A 21,211-nucleotide genomic window follows, 5' to 3' on the forward strand; every position below is an offset into this window, starting at 1 on the left:
GCCGTCCTTCCCCACTTTCGAACGGCTCCGGAAGCAGCTCCCCATGGAAAGGACGGGCATAGGATAGCTCAGGTTCGGGGAGCGTGGATAAGTGGCCACGATTATTTTGGTCTGGAGGTTGATCGGGTGCCTTGAAGGCTGGTGATTTGCCGGATGGCAATGCTGCTGTGCGTGGTTCGACAAGCTCACCATGAGGGAGTTGGGTGGGTTGCAGGGAGCCCAGATAGAAACAGCAACGTTCCTATCGCGACGCCCCCGGTATCGTGCAACCCACATACCTCCCTCATGGTGAGCCTCATCCTGAGCTTGTCGAAGGGCGAACCACGCACAGCAGCAATGCCATTCGGCAAATGAGGTAGTCACCAACCTTGCGGGAAAAAAAGAATTTTCCCGGATTTGATCCCTTGCCAAATCCGGGGAAAATCCAAGTGAGGGATTGTTTCAGCGTGCCAAAACTTATCCCCATCCCAATATGAGTTTGCCCTATAGCTGACCTAGAATGGTAGCTGCGCTCGAGGTGACGGCCTGACCCGGGGACTCTTCGATATTGAGCTGCTTCACCACGCCGTCTTCGACCAGCATTGAATATCGCTTGGAGCGTATTCCCATATTGCCAGCACCAAGATCGACATCGAGACCGACGGCCTTGGTGAAAGTAGCATTGCCGTCCGAGAGGTACTGAATCTTGCCCTCGCCGTTGGTTGCCTTGGCCCAAGCGCCCATGACATGCGGATCATTGACGGCTACCACGACAATTGCATCGATACCCTTTGCCAGAATGGCATCTCTGTTTTCAAGATAACCTGGCAGATGGTTCATGCTGCAGGTCGGCGTGAATGCGCCAGGGACAGCGAAGAGAACAACCCTCTTGCCCTTGAACAGCGCGTCGGAGCGGACTTCACTGACGCCCTCATCCGATTTCGTCTTGAATACAGCGTCCGGCAAACGCTCGCCCACCTTGATCGTCATGAATAGCTCCCTGTGAGATGATGATATGAGACCTTCCGCAGATAGGGTGCGCACTTGCAAAAGTCGAGAATTTTGATCGTTATTCCTGAACGTCAACCGTTCCGGACACAGCCTTGGCCCCTTGAACCAGCGTGTAGTTGAGGGGCGGCGTCTTTTTGTCCTTTCCGGAAATGATCCGCACGGAAAAAACAGCACTATTCGCCTGCCGGTCCTTCAGTTTCGACATGCCGAATGTAACGGCTCCATCGCCCGCGACGAAAATGTCGGTGTTTGCATCATCGGCAGGAAGGTCGACGGTTACTCTCACATGATCATCTTTGCGTATCGCGCTGCGCGCGCCGAATGTCGCTGACGCTTCGCCCGGCAGCTGTTCGAAGGCCGCATCTACAAGCGTTTTCGTCAACGCGTCGGTCCGTTTGGTGCTGTCGACGCTAAAATCAAACTCCGCTTTGACAGGGATGCAGATCGTCTCGCAAATCCCTAGAAAAGCATGGCCCTTCAGATGGGCGGGCTTGGCAGGATCGGTGAGCGTGAGCGTGAGCGGCAAGGAGACCGGTTTCTTGTATCCTGCCCAGTGGGTATTGCCGTCGTCGAAGCGATGCGGCGTTGGAAACGAAAGCGCATAGCTTTTGATGTTGGTGCTTTCGGTGAGATCGAGTTCTGGTGGCACACCCGCATCACCGGGTTCTCGCCAATAGGTTTTCCAGCCCGGATCAAGATTAATTTCTATCGCTCCGCGGATCTCGGGCGATGGCTGGACAGGATTGTCGATAACGAGCCTGACGTTGCCGCCTGGCGTCTTCGTCCATTCGGAATTTGCATACGCCGGAGCGGTAAACGCAATCACGGCCGCAAAAAAGAGCAGTTCTATTTTCATTTTTGGAGCTTTACAGGCCTTTTGGGCACTATCAAGGATGTCACTGATTTTGCGGATCATTTCTGTGTGAGAAGTAATCCCGCAATGTGTGCGCGGCTGACGGATTTAAGTATCATTTACAATTCGTTACCCAAAGCCGTTGTCATTTACAGAATCCTTGGTACCTTTATTCTCATGGAGATTTTCAGAGACGCCAACAAAGAGACCGGATTTCTGAATGGACAGTTCCTTCTCGCCATGCCGGGAATGGACGACAGCCGGTTTGCGCGTTCGGTCATCTATGTTTGTGCGCACTCTGAAAAGGGCGCTATGGGCCTTATCATCAACCGTGTCCAGGACATGGAATTTTCAGATATCCTTGTTCAACTGGGCGTTCTCGATGAGCAACAGGCCATCATGATGCCTGAACGGACGCGCGATTTTCTGGTGCGCAATGGGGGACCGGTCGAAATGCGGCGAGGCTTTGTCCTGCATTCCGATGACTATCTCACCGATTCAACCATGCCAGTCGCAGAAGAAATTTGCCTGACGGGAACTGTGGATATATTGCGTGCCATCTCCGGTGGCCGCGGACCGCGCAAAGCCTTGATGACGCTGGGTTATTCCGGTTGGGCTTCGGGTCAACTCGAGACCGAGATCGCCAACAACGGCTGGCTCACTTGCAAAGCGTCGCAGGAGCTCCTGTTCGATACGGATATCGACAGCAAGTACGATCGAATTCTCGCCTATATGGGCGTTGATCCGTCACGGCTGGCCACTGTCGCCGGTCACGCCTAATACTACAGTTGCATTCTTCGTGATGCCGGGCTGCAAAGGCAGATTTTCTGCGCTTCGGTGCTCACGTACCCAAACGTACGCTCCGCTTCGATCCTCGAAAATCGACCTTTTCGCCTCGGCCTGACGAATTTGCAACTGCAGTATCTGAGCTAGTTCAGCCCGAAGGCAACCTGATGTGATTTCTACGACGCTTTCGACTGCTGGAACTGCTCGCGCAGCAGTTTTGTAGCGACGTCCAGTGTAAGCGGCGGGCTGAACATGAAGCTCTGCGCATACTCGCAGCCCATCTGGCGGAGCTGCAGCGCATCGCTTTCGTTCTCGATGCCTTCCGTCACAACAGACAATCCAAGATCATGCGCCATGCTGATCATGGAACGAAGGAGTGTCACCTTCTGCGGCTGATCCGCCTTCAGGAACGACCGGTCGATCTTGATCATGTCGAACGGGAAAGAGGTCAGATAGGACAGCGAAGAATACCCGGTGCCGAAATCATCGAGCGATACACCGACGCCCATCGCCTTGATGCTGGAAAGCACATAGTTGGAGCGTTCCGGGTTCTCCATCATCAGGGATTCGGTGAGTTCCAGTTTCAGGCTCGCCGGCTCGATCTGGGTTTGCAGGAGCACCGACCGCACGTCGTCGATCAAATCTTGCCGGATCAGTTGGCTGCTGGAAATATTGACCGAAACAAAGAGAGGCGAAGCACCAAGATTGCGCTGCCAGTTGACGAGGTCTTCCGCCGCCTTCTGCATTGCGAAAAGGCCGAGCTGCACGATAAGGCCGGAGCTTTCGGCAATCGGAATGAACTCCGACGGCGGAATGGAGCCACGGCGGGGGTGATCCCAGCGCATCAGGGCTTCGAACCCGGCAATGCTGTTGTCTTCCAGGCGCATGATCGGCTGGTAAGCCATGTGAATTTCGCGACGTTCGAGAGCGCGGCGCAGATCGGATTCCAATTGAAGCCGGTCACTCCCCACTGCACGGAAGGCCGGGCGGAACGGCTCTATGCGATCACCACCGAACCGCTTGGCCTGGAACATGGCGAGCTCGGCGTCCTTGACCAGGTCTTCCGGCGAGGCGGCGCTGCCGCTCGTCCAGGTAATCAGGCCAAGCGATGCAGTCAGCACGATCTCTCGTTTGGAAAAGGCAATCGGCGCCCGGATGGCCTGTTTCACCGCTTCGGCGAATGCGGCAATTTTGGCGGGCTCGCTCTCAGAGACGAGAATGAGGCCAAATTGATCGCCGGCCAGACGGCTGAGCGTATCCTGCGGCCGCAGAAGACGGTGCAGACGGCGCGAAATCGTCAGCAGGAATGTATCACCTGCAGACATGCCAAGTCCGTCATTGACCTGCTTGAACCGGTCAATGTCGATGATGAACACTGTAGGACGGATTCTGCTCTCGGTTTGGGCCATGGTGATGACGGAGCCCAAGCGGTCCAGGAAGAGTTCGCGATTCGGCAGGCCTGTCAGATTATCGTGCACAGCGTCATGCAGCAGGCGTTCTTCTGCCTTTTTCTGCTCGGTGACATCGATAAGTGTGCCGACACACCGGACAATCTCACCATCGGAACCGATAACAGGACGAGCCTTCAGCGAGTACCAGTAGTAGTGGCCGTCATTGGCACGCAGGCGGAATGTTTGCGAAATGCGGCCGCGCCTGTTCTCAAGAATAACGTCCAGGGTCGTGCGGAAGCGATCGCGGTCGTCCGCATGCAGGCTCGGCAACCAATTGCGCACGGCGCCATGCAGAGAACTCGCCGAGGCTCCAAGGAAATTGGTGAGATCAGGCGTGGTAACGACGCGATCACGCGGTACATCCCAATCCCAGACGATATCGCCGGAGCCTATAATGGCGAGCGCTTGCCGCTCCACGTCGGAGAACAGGCCCTGTTGCAGCGCGCCGCCGGAAAATGCGTGCTGCATGACGGTGAAGCCGATGAGGAGAACGATAAGAACGAGGCCGCCTGCAAGGGCCGGCTGAATGATATCATTGGCCAGAATTCCCGATACGGTGAGCCAGCTGCCCATCAACCAGACCAGCAGGAGGATCCATGTCGGTATCAACATGATCGCGCGATCATAACTTCGGAAGGAGAAGAAGCCGATCAGCACGATGCCGGAAATAATGGTCAGGGCGAAGGAGAAGCGGGCAATACCGGCCGCGATCGGCGGGTCGAAAATCGCGACGCCTGAGACAATGCCGAGGCCGAGAATCCATGTCAGTGCGCCATAACTGAAATTGTCATGCCATCGGTTGAGATTGAGATAGGTGAAAAGGAAGATTACGAGCGTCGCCGCAAGCGCCACCTCGGTGCCCGCTCGCCACATCTGTTCATTGCCAGGCGTTATCTCTATCAGCTTGTTCCAGAACCCGAAATCGACACAGATGTAGGCCAGTACCGCCCATGCGAGGGCGGCTGTTGCAGGAAAAAGCGACGTTCCCTTGACGACAAACAGAATGGTCAAGAACAACGCGAGCAAGCCAGCAATTCCGAGAAGAATGCCGCGGTAAAGCGTATAGGAATTGACCGTGTCCTTGTAAGCATTCGGCTCCCAAACGTAAACCTGAGGCAGGTTGGGTGATGCCAGTTCGGCAACAAGCGTGATCACGGCCCCGGGATTGAGCGTAATCAGGAAAATATCGGCATCCTCGCTGGCTTGCCGGTCCAGCGCGAATCCCTCGCTCGGCGTAATGGATGCGATGCGAGTCGAGCCGAGATCGGGCCAAATGAAACCTGATCCGACAAGGCGGAAGTGCGGCGCGACGATCAGTCGGTCGATCTGCTCGTCCGTCGGGTTGGCAAGGGAAAAGGCTGCCCAGTCACCGGTAGACCGCTTGTCGTTGGCCTGCACCTCGATGCGGCGAACGATACCGTCGGTGCCCGGCGCGGTGGAAATCTGGAAAGTCTCGCCTTGGTTCCGGTACACTTCAACGGCTTTTGACAGGTCGAGCGCTGTGCTTTCCTTCGTGATCTTGATTGTCTCGAACGCGTTCGCGCCCGACTGCATCGATATCAACAAAATGACGAGCGCAAAAACCCGCGATAAGCTTTTCAGCATTCGTCTCGCCAATGATACCACCGATACAACCTTTATTTCACTAGCGCCGTACATCGCCTTCGATCATCGAGAAGAGCAGATGATCTTGCCACATACCATTTATCTTTAAGTAGGAGCGTAGCAGTCCTTCCCTCTGAAATCCGGCTTTTTCGAGAAGCCGGATCGATCTTTCATTGCTTGGAATACAGGCCGCTTCCAGCCGGTGCAACCTTACCTTGGTAAAAGCATAGGGAATAAGCAGGCCCAGTGCTTCATGCATGAAGCCTTGGCCGGCAAATGGCTCGCCGATCCAGTAACCGATCATACCATTCTGCCCTACACCGCGGCGGATATTGCCGAGCGTAATGCCTCCAAGCAGGCGCGAATCCTTGTTGCGGAAAAGAAAGAAAGGATGCGCCGTTCCGGCCGCCGCCTCTTCGTCATAGTGACGAATTCGGTGGCGAAAGGCTCCACGTTCCAGATCGTCAGCCGCCCAGAGAGGTTCCCACGGCGTGAGGAACTCGCGGCTCTGCGCGCGAAGTGTGGACCACGCACGGTAATCGGAAAGTTGCGGCGGACGCAAATAGAGCCGCTCGCCCTGCAGGGGCGGCGCGGCGCTTTTCAGGAAGGGCAGGGCGATCATGGCCTTCGAGGCTCTCTGGCCGTCAGACCGCGATTTTTCGGGGACTTGCTGTTGCAGAAGTGAGCCCCTGGCGGACATCGGCGAATTTCATCAGCGAACCAACCGGACCGACGGCGGCAATCGTCGGCGTCGTATCGAGGAAGAGGCGGCCTGCGAGGTCCGTCAGGCGCTCGGTCGTAATTTTCGATAGACGCTCGACCAGTTCTTCGGTCGAGACTGCGTGCCCGTAGAGCAGCATCTGCCGTGCAATCTGTCCAGCCCTGCTCGCGGCACTTTCGTGTGACATCAGCAGACTGGCACGATATTGCGCCCGCGCACGATTCAGCTCTTCCTGGCTGATGTTTCGGGCAGCTTCATGCAGCTCATTGATGATGACCGGGACGAGCTTCTTAAGGTGGTTGCGTCCGGTTGCGGCGTGAATTCCAAAAATGCCGGTATCGGAAAAACCCCAGTGGAAGGCATAGACAGAATAACACAGCCCGCGTTTCTCACGCACTTCCTGGAAAAGACGGGAGGACATCCCGCCGCCGAGGATCATTGCCAGCAATTGCGAAGCGTAAAAATCGCGAACGTGATAGGCACGTCCCTCGAAGCCGATGACGACCTGTGCGTCCATCAAGTCACGTTGTTCGCGGAAATCACCGCCGACATAGTGCGACAGATCCGGTTCCGGTGCCGTTGATTTGGCACGGAAGGAACCGAGACGCTTCTCGACTTCGCGTACGAATTCATCGTGCTTCACACCGCCAGCGGCGACGACAACCATGCGCTCGGCGCTGTATTGTTCGTCCATGTAGCGGCGAAGATCGGCGGAAGAAAAGGATTGCACGGTTTCCGGCGTTCCAAGGATTGTCCGGCCGATCGTCTGGTCTTGAAACGCTGCTTCCGTGAAGCGGTCAAAGACAACGTCGTCAGGCGTGTCGTGAGCTGCCCCAATTTCCTGCATGACCACATTTTTTTCGCGCTCGAGCTCCTCAGCGTCGAACTTCGAACCAGTCATGATATCGGTGAGGATATCGATTGCCAGAGGCATGTCGTCTCGCAGTACGCGCGCATAATACGATGTTGTTTCGACACTGGTAGCCGCGTTGATCTCGCCGCCAACATCTTCAATGTCGGCTGCAATTTTCCAGGCAGAACGGTTTTCAGTTCCCTTGAAAGCCATGTGTTCAAGAAGATGAGCAATGCCGTGCTGATGGTTGGCCTCATTCCTCGACCCCGCCTTGACCCAGATGCCAAGCGCTACACTCTCCACATGCGGCATTGTCTCTGTCGCAATCGTCAAACCGTTGGAGAGGCGACTGATTTCAACGCCCATTCAATGCTCCTTACCCGCCGCTCTTGAATGTCGGCTCACATACTCTTCCACACTTTTAAGGTCGTTGGGAAGTACCGTGTACTGTTCTTTTCGTTGCATGAGGTCACCGAGCCAGAGCGGAAGGTGTGGATGAATGCCGCTCGCTGCCTCGACGGCATCAGGAAATTTCGCCGGATGAGCAGTGGCAAGTACAACGCTTGGCGTTTCGCTCCCCGCCTTCTCCCGCGCAACTTTCAGTCCGATGGCCGAATGCGGATCAAGAAGATAACCGGACTGCTTCAGCACATTTGCGATTGCCTCGGCCGTTTCAGCCTTGTTAGAGCGCCCTGCAGCGAACTCGCCGCGGATTGCGGCAAGTACAGTGTTGGCAATCGTGAAGCTGCCTGATTGTTTTAACCCCCCCATCAATCGGCGCACCGCGGCGGCATCCCGACCGTGTGCTTCAAAGAGCAGGCGCTCGAAATTGGAAGAAACCTGTATGTCCATGGAAGGCGATGTCGTGTGGAGCACGCTCCGGGTTTCATAAATTCCCGTTTCGATCGTGCGGGTCAAAATATCGTTATCGTTGGTCGCAATGATAAGTTGGTCAATTGGAAGGCCCATGCGTTTCGCAACATAGCCTGCAAAAATATCGCCGAAATTGCCAGTGGGAACGGTGAAGGATACCGGGCGCTCCGGGCTTCCGAGTGAAACGGCAGCAGTGAAATAATAGACGATCTGCGGCATGATCCGCGCCCAGTTGATCGAATTAACCCCCGACAGAGAAAGGGAATCACGGAAGGCCAAATCGTTGAACATACCTTTGACCAGAGACTGGCAATCATCGAAATTCCCTTCAACGGCCAGCGCGTGGACATTCGATGCCGCCGATGTCGTCATCTGCCGCTGCTGAACTGGCGAAACGCGGTTGTGCGGAAACAGGATGAAGATATCCGTGCGATCCCGATTGGCAAATGCCTCGATGGCTGCACCGCCCGTATCACCGGAAGTTGCTCCAACGATGGTGGCACGCTCGTTACGCTTGGTCAGGATGTAATCCATCAGTCGCGCCAGCAGCTGCATCGCCACATCCTTGAAGGCGAGGGTTGGTCCATGGAAAAGCTCGAGAACAAACTCGTTGTTCCGGGTCTGCACCAACGGGCAGACGGCTTCGTGCCGAAACGTACCATAAGCTTCATGCACCATCTTCTCGAAATCAGCCTGGTCTATGTCGCCGGCGATAAAAGGCGTCAGCACCTGAATGGCGACTTCGGCATAGGTTTTGCCGCGCAGCGAGCGGATTTCGCTTGCGGAAAACTGTGGAAATTGCTCCGGAAGATAGAGCCCGCCATCACGGGCAAGACCGGACAAAAGCGCATCGGAAAAGCCCAAAACCGGCGCTTCTCCCCGGGTACTCACATATTTCATCTCGGTCGCCTCTTGTGTTTTGCCCAATAGTGCTGTCGCTGCCCTTGTCAAAAAAAGGCTGCAATGCCCGGTCGCATTATTTCCTTACCGTTGGTATAGAACACGCTCGTTCGTCAGAGCCCAACCGCAAATCCGTCATGGAAGGGCTGCAAATGACGGTTTTCTGTGCTCCGATGCTCACGTACAAAACGTACGTTCTGCTTCGGTACTCGAAAACCACCATTTTCGCCGCTTCCTGACGAATTTTCGTTTGGCCTCTTAAGGTTCGTTCGTCAAGGAGAGTTCTGTTCATGAAGTCAGAAGCACCCAAATCTCTGCCCTTCTATCAACTTTGCACACCGGTTTGTGCAATGATTTTTGCTATAGGTCTTGCAGGATGCTCTACCAGCGGCAGCAACAGCGATGACCCGAATAGTGAGAAGTCGCTTGCCACCGCGGAAGCGCAAAAACGCATAACAGCGTCCGAATTGACAGCGTTCTGCCCCACCGTGACGATCCGCGAAGGCACCTCGGTCCTGACGAACTATGGAAAATCAGACAAGACGCCTGAGAACCTGATCTATCAAGCTTCAATCTCGAACCAGACGCGGTCGTGCCAGTCAAGCGACGGTACCATGACCATGAATGTAGCCGTTTCCGGCAAGGTCGTACCCGGTCCGAAATTCACACCTGGCACAATCACAGTGCCTATCCGCGTCGCCGTCATTCAGGGAACAAATGTGCTGTACTCGACGCTGCACAAACAGGCGATCCCGGCTTCAGATGGGAGTGCTGCCACACAGTTCGTTTTCAACGATCCCAGTGTAAGTTTCCCAAAGCCAACCGCACAGAACATTCAGGTCTTTATTGGCTTCGACGAAGGGCCTGCAAGCGCGGCTTCAAAATCAAAGCCGAAAACACAGTGAATAAAGGCTGGCCCGGCGCCAGCCTTTATTTAAATCAGACTGCTTCGGACCATACCGTCATTGCTTCGATAACTGCCGGCAGATCGCGATGGCGGCTGATCACCGTTTCGGCTCCGGCATCAGTCAGCTTGTCGGCATGGCCGGGATAGGTATGGGCGCCGCCCGTAAAACCAATTACCCGCATGCCGGCAGTCCTCGCCGCGTGAACGCCATGGCTCGAATCTTCGATAACGATGCAGCGTGCCGGATCTACGTTGAATTGCTTCGCAGCGAACAAAAACACGTTTGGATCCGGCTTCGGCTTCTGTGTACCCACCTCTCGGGCTGAGAAGATGTGTGGGGCAAAGAGATCATAGAGCGTGCTTTGTTCGAGCATCATCTTCAGTGAAGAACTGATCGAATTCGATGCGACGCATTTCGGATATTTCAATGCTCCGATGGCCTGTTCGGCGCCTTCGATGACATTGAGTTCGTTGCGCAGCTTATGGTCCATCTGCCGCGCCGATTCTTCGATCAGCGAGGCTGAAATAGGAATACCGGATTCCTTTTCCACCTGAAGCAAGATATCCGTCCAGGTCAGCCCGGCAAAACGTTCGGCGATGTCTTCCGGTTCAATGGGGTAGCCGGATTGTGTCAGCAGTTGGGATTCGACTTCGGCGGCAAGAATTTCTGAATCGACGAGCACGCCATCGCAGTCGAAAATAATAAGCTGAGGTTCCATTCGTCATACCTGTTCAAAAATAGCGCCGCAACAGCAGCGGCTCCGGTCGTTTTGGGGGATGTCGGGCATCGACTACACGTTTATGGCCATCGGGTCAAAGACAAGCACCGATTTCGTTTGCGTTTAACGCGATATTTACCGTGTGCGGTAACCATACTGTTGTGTAAAGCGTCTCCAGTAATCGAGTATCAAATGTCCGTAGTACGTCTCGTGAATGATCTGCCCCAGGCAGCGCCGCAAACTTCCTGGATCGACACCATTCTCAAAGGCGACTGCGTCGCCGCTCTCAACCGTTTGCCCGATCATTCGATCGATATCATCTTCGCCGACCCGCCCTACAACCTTCAGCTCGAGGGGGATCTGCATCGCCCGGATCAGTCGAAGGTGGACGCGGTCAACGATCATTGGGACCAGTTCGAAAGCTTCCAGGCGTATGACGCGTTCACGCGTGCCTGGCTTCTCGCCTGCCGCCGCGTGCTGAAGCCGAACGGCACGATCTGGGTCATCGGCTCCTATCACAATATTTTCCGTGTCGGAGCGACAATGCAGGATCTCGGATTCTGGATGCTCAACGACATCATCTGGCGCAAGAATAACCCGATGCCGAATTTTCGCGGCCGCCGATTCCAGAACGCCCACGAGACCATGATATGGGCATCGCGCGATCAGAAATCAAAGGGTTATACGTTCAATTACGAAGCCATGAAGGCAGCCAACGACGATCTTCAGATGCGCTCGGATTGGCTTTTCCCGATTTGCACCGGCGCGGAGCGTCTTAAAGATGAGAATGGCGACAAGATACATCCAACGCAAAAGCCTGAAGCCCTGCTGGCCCGGATTCTCATGGCTTCATCGAAGCCAGGGGATGTCATTCTCGATCCGTTCTTTGGATCGGGAACCACCGGCGCCGTCGCCAAACGGCTCGGACGGCATTTTGTCGGCATCGAACGGGAACAGAAATATATCGATGCTGCGACGGCTCGCATCGCTGCGGTGGACCCACTGGCCGGCGCCGACCTCACCGTTATGACCAGCAAGCGCGCGGAACCGCGTGTCGCATTCGGCAGTATCATTGAATCCGGCATGTTGAAGCCGGGTGCCGTTCTGAGCGATATTCGCAAGCGCCATGCTGCTATCGTACGTGCTGATGGTACTGTGACGACAGGCGGTGACGCCGGATCGATCCACCGCATGGGCGCGAAAGCGCAGGGGCTCGATGCCTGCAACGGCTGGACATTCTGGCACTTCGAAGACGATGGCGTGCTCAAGCCAATCGACGAACTGCGCAAGCAGGTGCGATCGGGCCTGGTTTCCGCAGGCGGGTAAGTCAGCGTTTCCGGCTGAAACTCAGACGTTGATGCCCAGATTCTTCAGATCGGCCTTGAGCGTTTCAGGATCGATGAACTGCACCGATTGCCAACCTGCGGCCCTGGCACCGGCAACATTCTTGGCGCTGTCATCGATGAAGAGTGTGGACGACGGGTCAAGGTCAAAGGTTGCGACATGGTGATCGTAGATCGCCTTGTCGGGCTTGATCAGGCCGACATCGCCGGAAATCGTAACGCCGCGGCTTTCGGTCAGGAACGGGTATCGTTCCCAAGCCTCGCGCAACGTGTCCGAGGCGAAATTGGTAAGCATGGTCACATCGTGACCGTCTGCGATCAGCTTACGCATAATCTCGACGCTGCCATCGATCGAATGCGGAACCATCATGTGCCAGTTCTGGCGGAACGCGCGGATGTGCTGCTCGCGGTCGGGAAAATCGGCGATCAATAGAGCCTCAGCCTCTGGCCATTTCCGTCCACGATCCTGCTCGACATTCCACTCGTGCGTGCAGACATTGTCGAAGAACCATTTGCGCTCAGTGGCATCGGGAATGACATCCAGGAAGGCGGCATGCGGGTCATAATGAATAAGAACCATGCCAATGTCGAAAACGATATGCTTGACCTGTGTCATTCTAATTTCTTCTCCTTGCAAACGCATCTGGAACGGCGGCAGCAATGGCCTTTTTCATGACGGTGGGCAAGGCTTCGCCTCCCAATTTATCGACCTTGACCCACCAACCGCCAGCCACAATGTCTTTCTCTACGTCATGGGCTTTGTAGATTTTAAGACGCAATTCGAAATGCGTAAAAACATGGGTAATGTTGCCGGTGGCGACCCAGTTTGCGGGAAAGGGGGCTGCATCCAATTCGGTTTCCCCATCTAGGCGTGCCGTCCATGATGTCGTTGGAACTTCCGCCATTCCGCCAAGCAATCCCGTCTCTGCACGGCTACGTAAATATAGCTCATCATTCGAAATAGCGACGAAGGCAGCTCCAACGCGAACAGGCTTCTCTTTCTTGGGCGCTTTCACGGGAAAGAATTCCGGATCGGTGGTTTTCAACGCCTGGCAATTGTCGTTGAGCGGGCAAATGACGCAAGCCGGTCGCCGAGGGGTACAGATCGTCGCTCCGAGATCCATCATTGCCTGCGCAAAATCCCCCGATCTTTCATCAGGTGTAAGCGCCTGCATGCGCGAGCGAATTTCCGGCTTGGCGAGCGGCAGGGGGGTAGCGAGGGCATAGAGCCGCGTGATGACGCGCTCCACATTCCCGTCGACAACGGCCATGGGCAGATCGAACGCGATCGAGGCGATCGCGGCCGCTGTATAATCGCCGATACCGGGCAGCGATTTCAAGCTGGCGAGATCGGACGGGAAATGCCCGCCATATTCTGCACAGATGATATCGGCACACTTCTTCAGGTTTCGCGCGCGCGAATAATAACCAAGACCAGCCCAGGCACGCAAAACATCGTCCTGGCTCGCGGCGGCCAAGTCCACCACTGTCGGCCATTTTTCTATGAAAACGCGGAAATAGGATTTGACGGCTTCAACCGTCGTTTGTTGCAGCATGATTTCGGAAAGCCAGATCCGATAGGGATCGGCAGTGATGCCTGCGAGACGCTCGCGCGGCGAAATGCGCCATGGTAGAGTTCGATGATGGGAATCATACCATAGCAACAGGCGGGTGGTTATTGGTTGCATCAATTCCAAACTGCGCTACACGAAGCCTTGACGGTTCTTATAAAAACGGTTGCAAGCATGAATTTCATAATCATTCGGAACCTTAAATGCTTCCAGATCAATTAGCCAAAGCGTTGATGCTCCCTACAAGGGGGCATTTCATCGGAATCGATCGCAACAATCGTCTCTTCACATTTGTGTTTGCGCTGTTTCCCGGTCTGCTGGCAAGCGGAACTTCCGTGACCCTAGTCTGTGCCTTTTTATGGGCGATCGTTTCACTCGCTGCAAAACGTTTTCGGTTCGAGATGAGCAGAACCGACAAGATCGTGGGCTGGTGTCTGACCTTCTACGTTTTCGTGACCATACTTTCAGTGGTCGTGCATCCCGATGCGTCGAAGGGGATTCCCTTCATCTTCAAGATGATTCCCTTCCTCGCAATCTGGGCTGTGCTGCCGCGACTTCGAGCGAGCCTTCCCGGTCGTCTTGTGCCCTTTTTGATCACCGGTGCTGGCATCGGCATGATCGGTTCGCTCATATTCAGCATCGTCCAGATTTCCTTTCTGTCGCCTCGCGCCGAAGGGGGCGCCGGGAATGCTGCGGTATTCGGACTGTTTACGGTGTTGTTTGGCAGCATTTCACTGCTCAATGCGCATTCAGACAGCAGGACCGAGCGATTTATTGCAATCGCTGGTTTTGCATGTGGTCTTGTCTGTGCATTTCTCTCCGGCACGCGTTCGGCCTGGCTGGTCATGCCTGTAAACTTTGCCGTTCTGTATTGGTACTTGCGAGGACAAACCCTGCCGACAATCACCAATGTCGTGAAGGTCGTTGGAGCCGTCACAATCGTTGCGATCATCGCCATTGCGGCGATGAAGGTGACGGAGCGGTATCATGCGCTCGAAAGCGATATCGTGCAGCTGGATCGCCAGCCAGACAGTATCAATTCGCTCAATGCGCGACTGATGCTGTGGTCGGCCGCCAAGCGCGCTTTGCTGGCATCGCCATTGATCGGCTATGGTCCGCAAAATCGCATGTCGCGGGTCAACGAGATCTTGAATTTGCCTCCTGACAAGAAAATGTCTTTTACGCACGTACACAACGGCTTTTTGAATGCCGCTGTCGACGGCGGTGTATTGGGTGTGCTGGCGGTGCTCGGGCTTCTTGCTGCTCCGATAATCGCGGCGCGCAAGAAGGTGCCCGGGCCGGGCCGGGATCTTGCAATCGCTATTTCCCTATTGCTGGTGAGCAGTTATGTGATTACGGGCATGCTGGGTATCATGTTCGGTCACGACGCGACGGACGCGGTTTTCATTTACCTGACGATGATGATCTGTTGGATATCCGGAACCTCGCCCTATCTGTCGATACCGCAGTTGGCCGCGCATGCCGAAGCCGACGAGCTTACCTTGAGTGAGTTCGACCAAAAGCTCGCCATGGCGAAGATCGATTAGAATGATGTTGGGTAATTTATGAAGGCCATCGTTACTGGAGCAGCTGGTTTTATCGGATTTCACGTTGCGCGACGGCTCGCCAGCGAAGGCTTTGACATTATCGCGATCGACAATCTCAACGACTATTATCCAGTAGCGCTCAAGGAAGCCCGGCTCTCCGCGCTGGATGGTCTTTCCAATATCCGTTTTGTCCGTGGTAACATAGCCGATCCCCAAGGGCTTTCCGCTGCGATCGGCGATGATACGGATGCCGACATCATAGTGCATCTCGCAGCGCAGGCCGGCGTACGCTACTCGGTCGAAAACCCGGCGGCCTATGTCGATGCCAACGTACATGGCCAGGTGACGATATTCGAGCAGGCGTTGAAAATGCCGAAACGGCCCCCCGTGGTTTATGCGAGTTCCTCATCGGTCTACGGCGCAAATACCAAAGTGCCTTTCTCGGAAAACGATCCCGTCGATCATCCCGTTTCGGTCTATGCTGCGACCAAGCGCTCGGCTGAGCTTCTTGCCCACTCCTATGGGCACGTGCACAAGATTGTTTCGACAGGTCTGCGCTTTTTCACTGTCTATGGCCCCTATGGTCGCCCTGACATGGCCCCCTGGCTTTTTACGGATGCGATTTTGCAAGGCAAGCCGATCAAGGTTTACAATCACGGCCACATGCAGCGCGATTTCACGTTCATTGATGACATCGTCAGCGGTGTTTATGGCGCCGTAAATCGCATTCTCTCCCATCCCGAAGGAACGGCACCAGTCTATAATCTCGGCAACAACAAGCCGGTCGCCTTGATGCGTTTTATCGAAATCATCGAAAATGCCTGTGGTCGAGAGGCGATCAAACAATTTGAGCCGATGCCCCCCGCTGATGTTAAATGTACATATGCGGACATCGACCTTGCATCACGGGACCTCGGTTTTTCGCCCGCTACCACGCTGGAACAAGGTATTCCTTTGTTCGTTGAATGGTTCCGCGGCTATAATGGCCGCTGAGACTCCTCTGAAACAGGTGCGATAGGCCAATGAGCGATGATCGCAGAAAAAAAGGCTTTCGCCCACTTGCCGACCCAGCTGCAGGAATTCTTGATCCTGTGTTGCGCAAGCGCGCGGGGATAACGATCGAACTTGTTCAGGCCTGGGAAGAGATTGTCGGACCGGCCGTCGGCGCGCAATCGAGACCGCTCAAACTTCTTTGGCCGCGCCGGGCACATGAGAATGATCCGTTCCAGCCGGCAACGTTAGTGGTCGCATGTCAAGGTTTTACGGCCATGCGAATTCAACACGAAACGGGCGAAATCATCAGCCGCGTCAATGCATTTCTGGGCTTTGCAGCTGTCGGCAGGATCAAGATCGAACAGAAGCCTGTCGAGCAGCCGGTTGCCAAACGCCGGACCTTGCCGCCAGTGGACGCGGCAACAGCCGACAAGATCAGCCGCTCCGTCGAGCCGATCGAGGATGATGGTCTACGCGAGGCGCTGCAACGGCTGGGACAGAGTATTCATGCCGACAAGATGAAACGATAATTCTAATAGTGTGAATTCATTGATGTCGCATCACGAAAAATTCAAAGACAGAACGTATACCGTGCCTTAAAGAAACAAGGGGCTGTTGGTATTCACGCTCTGACGGCCTGCGAATGGCGTTTTTCTGCGCTCCGGTGCTCACGTACCTTAAAGTACGCTTCGCTCCGGTGCTCGAAACCACCATTTTCGTCGCTTCAGAGCATGAATTTCAACAGCCCCTGGGCCACTAACGAGTCAAAGACTTGTAATTGCATAACCAACACCGGAGACAGGTGATCTTATGACTGAATTGCTGACACGCAGAAAAATTCTGACGCTCGCCGCTGTTTCCACGGCCGCCATCGCTTTGGCCGCTGGCACGGAGGCTTGGGCACAAGACGCTACTCCTGTCCCGAATGCATCCGATGTAAAGGTTCCGCCTGCGGCAGGGACAGTCGATGAGGCGAAGCTGCTTGCGCCCGGCACCTTGAAAGATATCGTGATGGGCAAGGCCGAAGCGCCTGTGACGATCGTTGAATACGCATCGATGACGTGCCCGCACTGCGCGCATTTCGCAACGACAACCCTGCCCACGATCAAGGAAAAATATATTGATACGGGCAAGGCCAAGCTCATCCTGCGCGAATTCCCGTTTGACCCACGCGCGGCGGCCGCCTTCATGTTGGCACGTTGTGCTCCTGAAGAGCGCTACTACCCGCTGGTTGAAGTTCTATTCAAACAGCAGGAACAGTGGGCAGGTGCGGCAAATGCAGAAGAACCTTTGCTGCAAATCTCCAAATTGGCCGGTTTTACACAGGAGTCCTTCAAGGCGTGCTTGACGAACCAAAAACTTCTGGATGATGTGAATGCTGTGCGTGAGCGCGGAGCCAATGAATTTGGAGTGAATGCTACTCCAACATTCTTCATCAATGGCAGCAGATACTCGGGAGCCCTTTCGGTTGACGAAATGTCAGCGATTATTGACGGACTGCTTAAGTAACCGCCACCCGGTTTTCGGCGGATGCTTCGTTGCGTCCGCCGTCCAATCTCTTGCATGTGCGGTGTTTGTCGGAAAGGGCATCTGATGCGCTTTACCAAGCTCCGCCTGCTCGGCTTCAAATCATTCGTAGAACCTGCAGAATTCGTCATTGAAAGTGGCTTGACCGGCGTCGTCGGTCCCAATGGCTGCGGCAAGTCCAATCTCGTTGAAGCGCTGCGCTGGGTGATGGGCGAAAGCTCGTACAAGAACATGCGCGCCTCCGGCATGGACGATGTAATCTTTTCCGGATCGGGGACACGGCCGTCACGCAATACGGCGGAAGTGACGCTCTTCCTCGACAATCAGGATCGCAGTGCGCCGTCCGCATTCAACAATGCCGACGAGCTCCAGGTTTCGAGGCGCATAGAGCGCGAGGCCGGCTCGGTCTATCGCATCAACGGCAAGGATGCGCGCGCCAAGGACGTGCAATTGCTGTTTGCCGATCAATCGACAGGCGCACGTTCGCCTTCGATGGTCGGGCAGGGCCGTATCGGTGAGCTTATCCAGGCGAAACCCCAGGCACGCCGGGCCTTGCTGGAAGAGGCCGCTGGGATCTCCGGCCTGCATACCCGTCGCCATGAGGCTGAACTGCGTCTACGGGCAGCGGAACAGAACCTTGAGCGGCTCGAGGATGTCGTCGGTGAGCTTGAAACGCAGATCGAAAGTCTGAAGCGGCAGTCGCGTCAGGCAAATCGCTTTAAAAGCCTGTCCGCCGATATACGCCGGTCGGAAGCCATTCTTCTGCATCTGAAGTGGTCCGTTGCCAAGGCGCAGGAAGGCGAGGCGCAATCGGCGCTCTCGGTGGCGACGGTTAGCGTCGGCGATCAGGCACAAAAGCAGATGAACGCCGCCAAGGAACAGGCGATCGGCGCACATAAATTGCCTGATTTGCGCGATGCAGAAGCCAAGGCAGCGGCGATATTACAGCGTCTGACCATCGCGCGGTCGCAGCTCAATGAGGAAGCCGAGCGGATGCAGGCGCGCCAGAACGAACTGGAAAAGCGCCTCGTTCAGTTCACTGCCGATATTGCTCGCGAGGAGCAGATGGTGCGCGACAACGCCGATGTGCTGGCACGTCTCGACACGGAGGAGCGGTCACTCAACGAAGAAAATGCTAATGCTGGCGAACGCGAGATCGAAACGCGTGCAGAATTCGAGCGCGCCGATGCCAAGCTGAAAGAAAGCGAAGCAGCACTAGCTAAAGTTACTGCCGAGCGCGCAGAAGCCTCGGCCGAACGTGCGCAGGTCGAGCGGAACCTGCGCGAGAGTGCCGAGCGGCGCGAGCGCCTCATGCGTCAGATGAGCGATGTGGAGCGCGACTTGTCTGCAGTCGCAGCCCAGATCGGCGCGTTGGCCGATCCTGTCGAGAAACAAGGTCAGGTGGAAACCGCCGAAGCCGCACTCGAGCACGCCGAAGAATCTGCACTCACTGCCGAAGCAGCTGTGGAAACCGCGCGTCGGCGGGAGGCCGAACTTCGCCAACCCCTGCAGGAAGCGCGCAGCAATCTGGGTCGTATAGAGACGGAAGCGAATACGCTCGCCAAGATGATCAACCTTGGCGGGTCAGACCTTTTTCCCGCGGTCGTGGAGGCGCTGAAAGTCGAGAAGGGTTATGAAATAGCTCTTGGAGCTGCCTTGGGTGAGGATCTTGACGCACCCACGGACAAAAGCGCTCCGGTCTTCTGGGGTGAAGTAGACGGTTCGGGGGACCCGGCAATGCCGGCAGGTCTTCAATCCCTGGCGGAATTTGTCCGGGCTCCGCGCCAACTGGCGCGCCGTCTTGCCCAGATCGGTATTGTCACTGAAGCCGACGGAATGCGGCTACAGTCTGCGCTGAAGCCCGGTCAGCGGCTGGTCAGCCGTGACGGCGCGTTGTGGCGCTGGGATGGCTATACGGCGAGCGCCGATGCACCGACGCCGGCCGCGCAGCGCCTTGCCCAGAAGAATCGTTTGGCGGAACTCGATCTTGAAGTTGTTGAGGCAACGAAAATCCTGCGTGCTGCGGAAGCCGGAATAGTCGCTGCCGAAGCAGCCGTACGGCAATCCGTCGAAACGGAGCGAACTGCACGTGATCAATTGCGTGGCATGCAACGCTCCGTCACCGATGCGCGCGAAGGCTTGGCTGCCGCCGAACGTGCCGCGGGGCAATTGTCCAGCCGCCGCGCCGCTCTCGAAGAGGGCAGGGCGCGCCTTGCCGAAAACCTGGAGGAAACCCAGGAGCAATTCCTGGAGGCGGAAACCCGGCTGTCGAGTGCTGCCGATCTTGATGAAGTCAACATCCGGCTCGCCAATTTGACGAGCGAAGTGACGCTTGACCGCGCTGCACTGGCGGAAGCCCGCGCGATTCATGATGGTCTGCGCCGAGAAGGCGAAAATCGTATGCGTCGCCTCGAAGCGATTGGTCACGAACGCAAGAGCTGGGTCAACCGCGCTGATAATGCCGACCGGCAGATCACGTCACTTTACGAACGCCGCCTCGAAGCAGAGCGCGAGGCGGAAAACCTCGCTGACGCGCCCGACGAACTTGCCGAGCGCAATAGGACATTGCTCTCACAATTGTCCGAAGCAGAGGCATTGCGTAAGGATGCAGCCGACAAGCTTGCCATTGCAGAAAACAGGCAACGGGAACTCGACCAGCTTGCAACCGATGCCATTCAGGCTTTGGCTACAGCGCGCGAGGGCAGGGCACGCGCCGAGGAACGGCTCGCTGCCGCGCAAGAGCGCCGTAAGGATGCCGAAACCCGCATTGCCGAGGCGCTGCATTGTGCGCCGCATGAGGTGATGAAGCTGACCGGGCTCGGCCCAGATGATCCACTGCCGGATGTAGATGCAACGGAGCGCAATCTGGAGCGTCTCAAGATCGAGCGCGAACGCCTCGGGGCGGTCAACCTGCGGGCTGAGGAAGAACAAGACGAACTTTCCGCGCGGCTTGAGACGATCGTCAGCGAGCGTGAAGATATCATCGAGGCGGTGAAGAAACTGCGGCAGGCGATCCAGAGTTTGAACCGGGAGGGGCGCGAACGGCTCTTGGCCGCGTTCGAAGTGGTCAACGTCCAGTTTCAACGCTTGTTCACACACCTCTTCGGTGGCGGCACGGCAGAGCTGCAATTGATCGAGTCCGACGATCCGCTGGAAGCGGGCCTCGAAATCCTTGCCCGCCCGCCCGGCAAGAAGCCGCAGACGATGACGCTCCTGTCAGGCGGCGAACAGGCGTTGACCGCAATGGCTTTGATATTTGCGGTGTTCCTCACAAATCCCGCACCGATCTGCGTTCTCGATGAAGTGGACGCGCCACTCGACGATCATAATGTCGAGCGTTTCTGCAATTTGATGGATGAAATGGCAGCGTCCACCGATACGCGGTTTGTCGTCATCACCCACAATCCCATCACCATGGCACGGATGAACCGGCTCTTCGGCGTGACTATGGCCGAACAGGGCGTGAGCCAGCTGGTCTCCGTCGATCTCCAGACCGCCGAGCAGCTGCGTGAGGCAAGCTGACCGATCCGTAAATGACGAAGGATTTCAAAGCTTAATGCGGATTTACTCTG

The 21,211-nt window shown here is 55.9% G+C and carries 17 protein-coding genes; 8 read left to right on the top strand and 9 right to left on the bottom strand.

Annotated features, from left to right (window positions below; all coding sequences use genetic code 11):
- Window positions 1-483 precede the first annotated feature (483 nt).
- Together C7476_RS22660 and C7476_RS22665 are read right to left on the bottom strand one after the other, a co-directional pair.
- On the bottom strand, window positions 484-969 hold the full coding sequence (locus tag C7476_RS22660; protein WP_114432130.1) for a peroxiredoxin: 486 nt from the start codon (window positions 967-969) through the stop codon (window positions 484-486).
- 79 nt (window positions 970-1,048) lie between these two features.
- Window positions 1,049-1,846 carry a protein-disulfide reductase DsbD domain-containing protein gene (locus tag C7476_RS22665; protein ID WP_181872567.1) on the bottom strand — a complete coding sequence of 266 codons (798 nt, stop codon included), beginning with the start codon at window positions 1,844-1,846 and terminating at the stop codon, window positions 1,049-1,051.
- Between the two features lie 174 nt (window positions 1,847-2,020).
- Here C7476_RS22665 and C7476_RS22670 point away from each other — a divergent pair, with 174 nt between their 5' ends.
- Window positions 2,021-2,623 (top strand): YqgE/AlgH family protein, encoded by a 603-nt coding sequence (locus C7476_RS22670; protein WP_114432193.1) that lies wholly within the window; start codon window positions 2,021-2,023, stop codon window positions 2,621-2,623.
- A gap of 182 nt (window positions 2,624-2,805) precedes the next feature.
- Here C7476_RS22670 and C7476_RS22675 read toward each other — a convergent pair whose 3' ends face one another.
- From C7476_RS22675 to thrC, 4 genes are read right to left on the bottom strand one after another with little or no spacing between them, the layout of a single operon-like run.
- Window positions 2,806-5,685, bottom strand: coding sequence for an EAL domain-containing protein (locus tag C7476_RS22675; RefSeq protein ID WP_114432132.1), 2,880 nt, complete (start codon window positions 5,683-5,685; stop codon window positions 2,806-2,808).
- Between the two features lie 40 nt (window positions 5,686-5,725).
- Complete coding sequence (locus C7476_RS22680) at window positions 5,726-6,307, bottom strand: GNAT family N-acetyltransferase (RefSeq protein ID WP_114432133.1); 582 nt, start codon at window positions 6,305-6,307, stop codon at window positions 5,726-5,728.
- A gap of 22 nt (window positions 6,308-6,329) precedes the next feature.
- Window positions 6,330-7,625, bottom strand: a complete 1,296-nt coding sequence (locus C7476_RS22685; RefSeq protein WP_114432134.1) for a M16 family metallopeptidase — start codon at window positions 7,623-7,625, stop codon at window positions 6,330-6,332.
- The gene (gene thrC, locus C7476_RS22690) at window positions 7,626-9,032 is read right to left on the bottom strand and encodes a threonine synthase (RefSeq protein ID WP_114432135.1); all 1,407 of its coding nucleotides are present in this window, start codon (window positions 9,030-9,032) and stop codon (window positions 7,626-7,628) included.
- A gap of 290 nt (window positions 9,033-9,322) precedes the next feature.
- Here thrC and C7476_RS22695 point away from each other — a divergent pair, with 290 nt between their 5' ends.
- The gene (locus C7476_RS22695) at window positions 9,323-9,937 is read left to right on the top strand and encodes a hypothetical protein (protein WP_245426488.1); all 615 of its coding nucleotides are present in this window, start codon (window positions 9,323-9,325) and stop codon (window positions 9,935-9,937) included.
- A gap of 34 nt (window positions 9,938-9,971) precedes the next feature.
- Here C7476_RS22695 and C7476_RS22700 read toward each other — a convergent pair whose 3' ends face one another.
- Window positions 9,972-10,658 carry an HAD family hydrolase gene (locus C7476_RS22700; RefSeq protein WP_114432136.1) on the bottom strand — a complete coding sequence of 229 codons (687 nt, stop codon included), beginning with the start codon at window positions 10,656-10,658 and terminating at the stop codon, window positions 9,972-9,974.
- 192 nt (window positions 10,659-10,850) lie between these two features.
- Between C7476_RS22700 and C7476_RS22705 the strand changes: the two genes are divergently transcribed.
- Window positions 10,851-11,984 carry a site-specific DNA-methyltransferase gene (locus tag C7476_RS22705; protein ID WP_114432137.1) on the top strand — a complete coding sequence of 378 codons (1,134 nt, stop codon included), beginning with the start codon at window positions 10,851-10,853 and terminating at the stop codon, window positions 11,982-11,984.
- A gap of 21 nt (window positions 11,985-12,005) precedes the next feature.
- Here the strand turns inward: C7476_RS22705 and C7476_RS22710 are convergent, their stop codons facing one another.
- Both C7476_RS22710 and mutY read right to left on the bottom strand, forming a co-directional pair.
- Window positions 12,006-12,617 carry an HAD family hydrolase gene (locus tag C7476_RS22710; RefSeq protein WP_114432138.1) on the bottom strand — a complete coding sequence of 204 codons (612 nt, stop codon included), beginning with the start codon at window positions 12,615-12,617 and terminating at the stop codon, window positions 12,006-12,008.
- Between the two features lies 1 nt (window position 12,618).
- A complete protein-coding gene (mutY, locus tag C7476_RS22715) occupies window positions 12,619-13,689 on the bottom strand; it encodes an A/G-specific adenine glycosylase (protein WP_114432139.1) in 1,071 nt (356 codons plus the stop codon).
- 86 nt (window positions 13,690-13,775) lie between these two features.
- Here mutY and C7476_RS22720 point away from each other — a divergent pair, with 86 nt between their 5' ends.
- The 5 genes from C7476_RS22720 to smc all read left to right on the top strand — a co-directional run bounded on the left by C7476_RS22720 (window position 13,776) and on the right by smc (window position 21,161).
- Entirely contained in the window at window positions 13,776-15,119 is a 1,344-nt protein-coding gene (locus C7476_RS22720) for an O-antigen ligase family protein (RefSeq protein ID WP_114432140.1), read from the top strand.
- An 18-nt stretch (window positions 15,120-15,137) separates the two neighbouring features.
- Window positions 15,138-16,112: an NAD-dependent epimerase/dehydratase family protein gene (locus C7476_RS22725; protein WP_114432141.1), complete on the top strand. Its 975-nt coding sequence runs from the start codon at window positions 15,138-15,140 to the stop codon at window positions 16,110-16,112.
- A 29-nt stretch (window positions 16,113-16,141) separates the two neighbouring features.
- Window positions 16,142-16,642 (top strand): DUF721 domain-containing protein, encoded by a 501-nt coding sequence (locus C7476_RS22730; protein ID WP_114432142.1) that lies wholly within the window; start codon window positions 16,142-16,144, stop codon window positions 16,640-16,642.
- Window positions 16,643-16,922: 280 nt separating this feature from the next.
- Entirely contained in the window at window positions 16,923-17,621 is a 699-nt protein-coding gene (locus tag C7476_RS22735) for a DsbA family protein (RefSeq protein ID WP_114432143.1), read from the top strand.
- Window positions 17,622-17,705: 84 nt separating this feature from the next.
- Window positions 17,706-21,161 carry a chromosome segregation protein SMC gene (gene smc / locus C7476_RS22740; RefSeq protein ID WP_114432144.1) on the top strand — a complete coding sequence of 1,152 codons (3,456 nt, stop codon included), beginning with the start codon at window positions 17,706-17,708 and terminating at the stop codon, window positions 21,159-21,161.
- Window positions 21,162-21,211 lie beyond the last annotated feature (50 nt).

The sequence above is a fragment of the Phyllobacterium bourgognense genome (assembly GCF_003337575.1).
GTDB lineage: Bacteria > Pseudomonadota > Alphaproteobacteria > Rhizobiales > Rhizobiaceae > Phyllobacterium > Phyllobacterium bourgognense.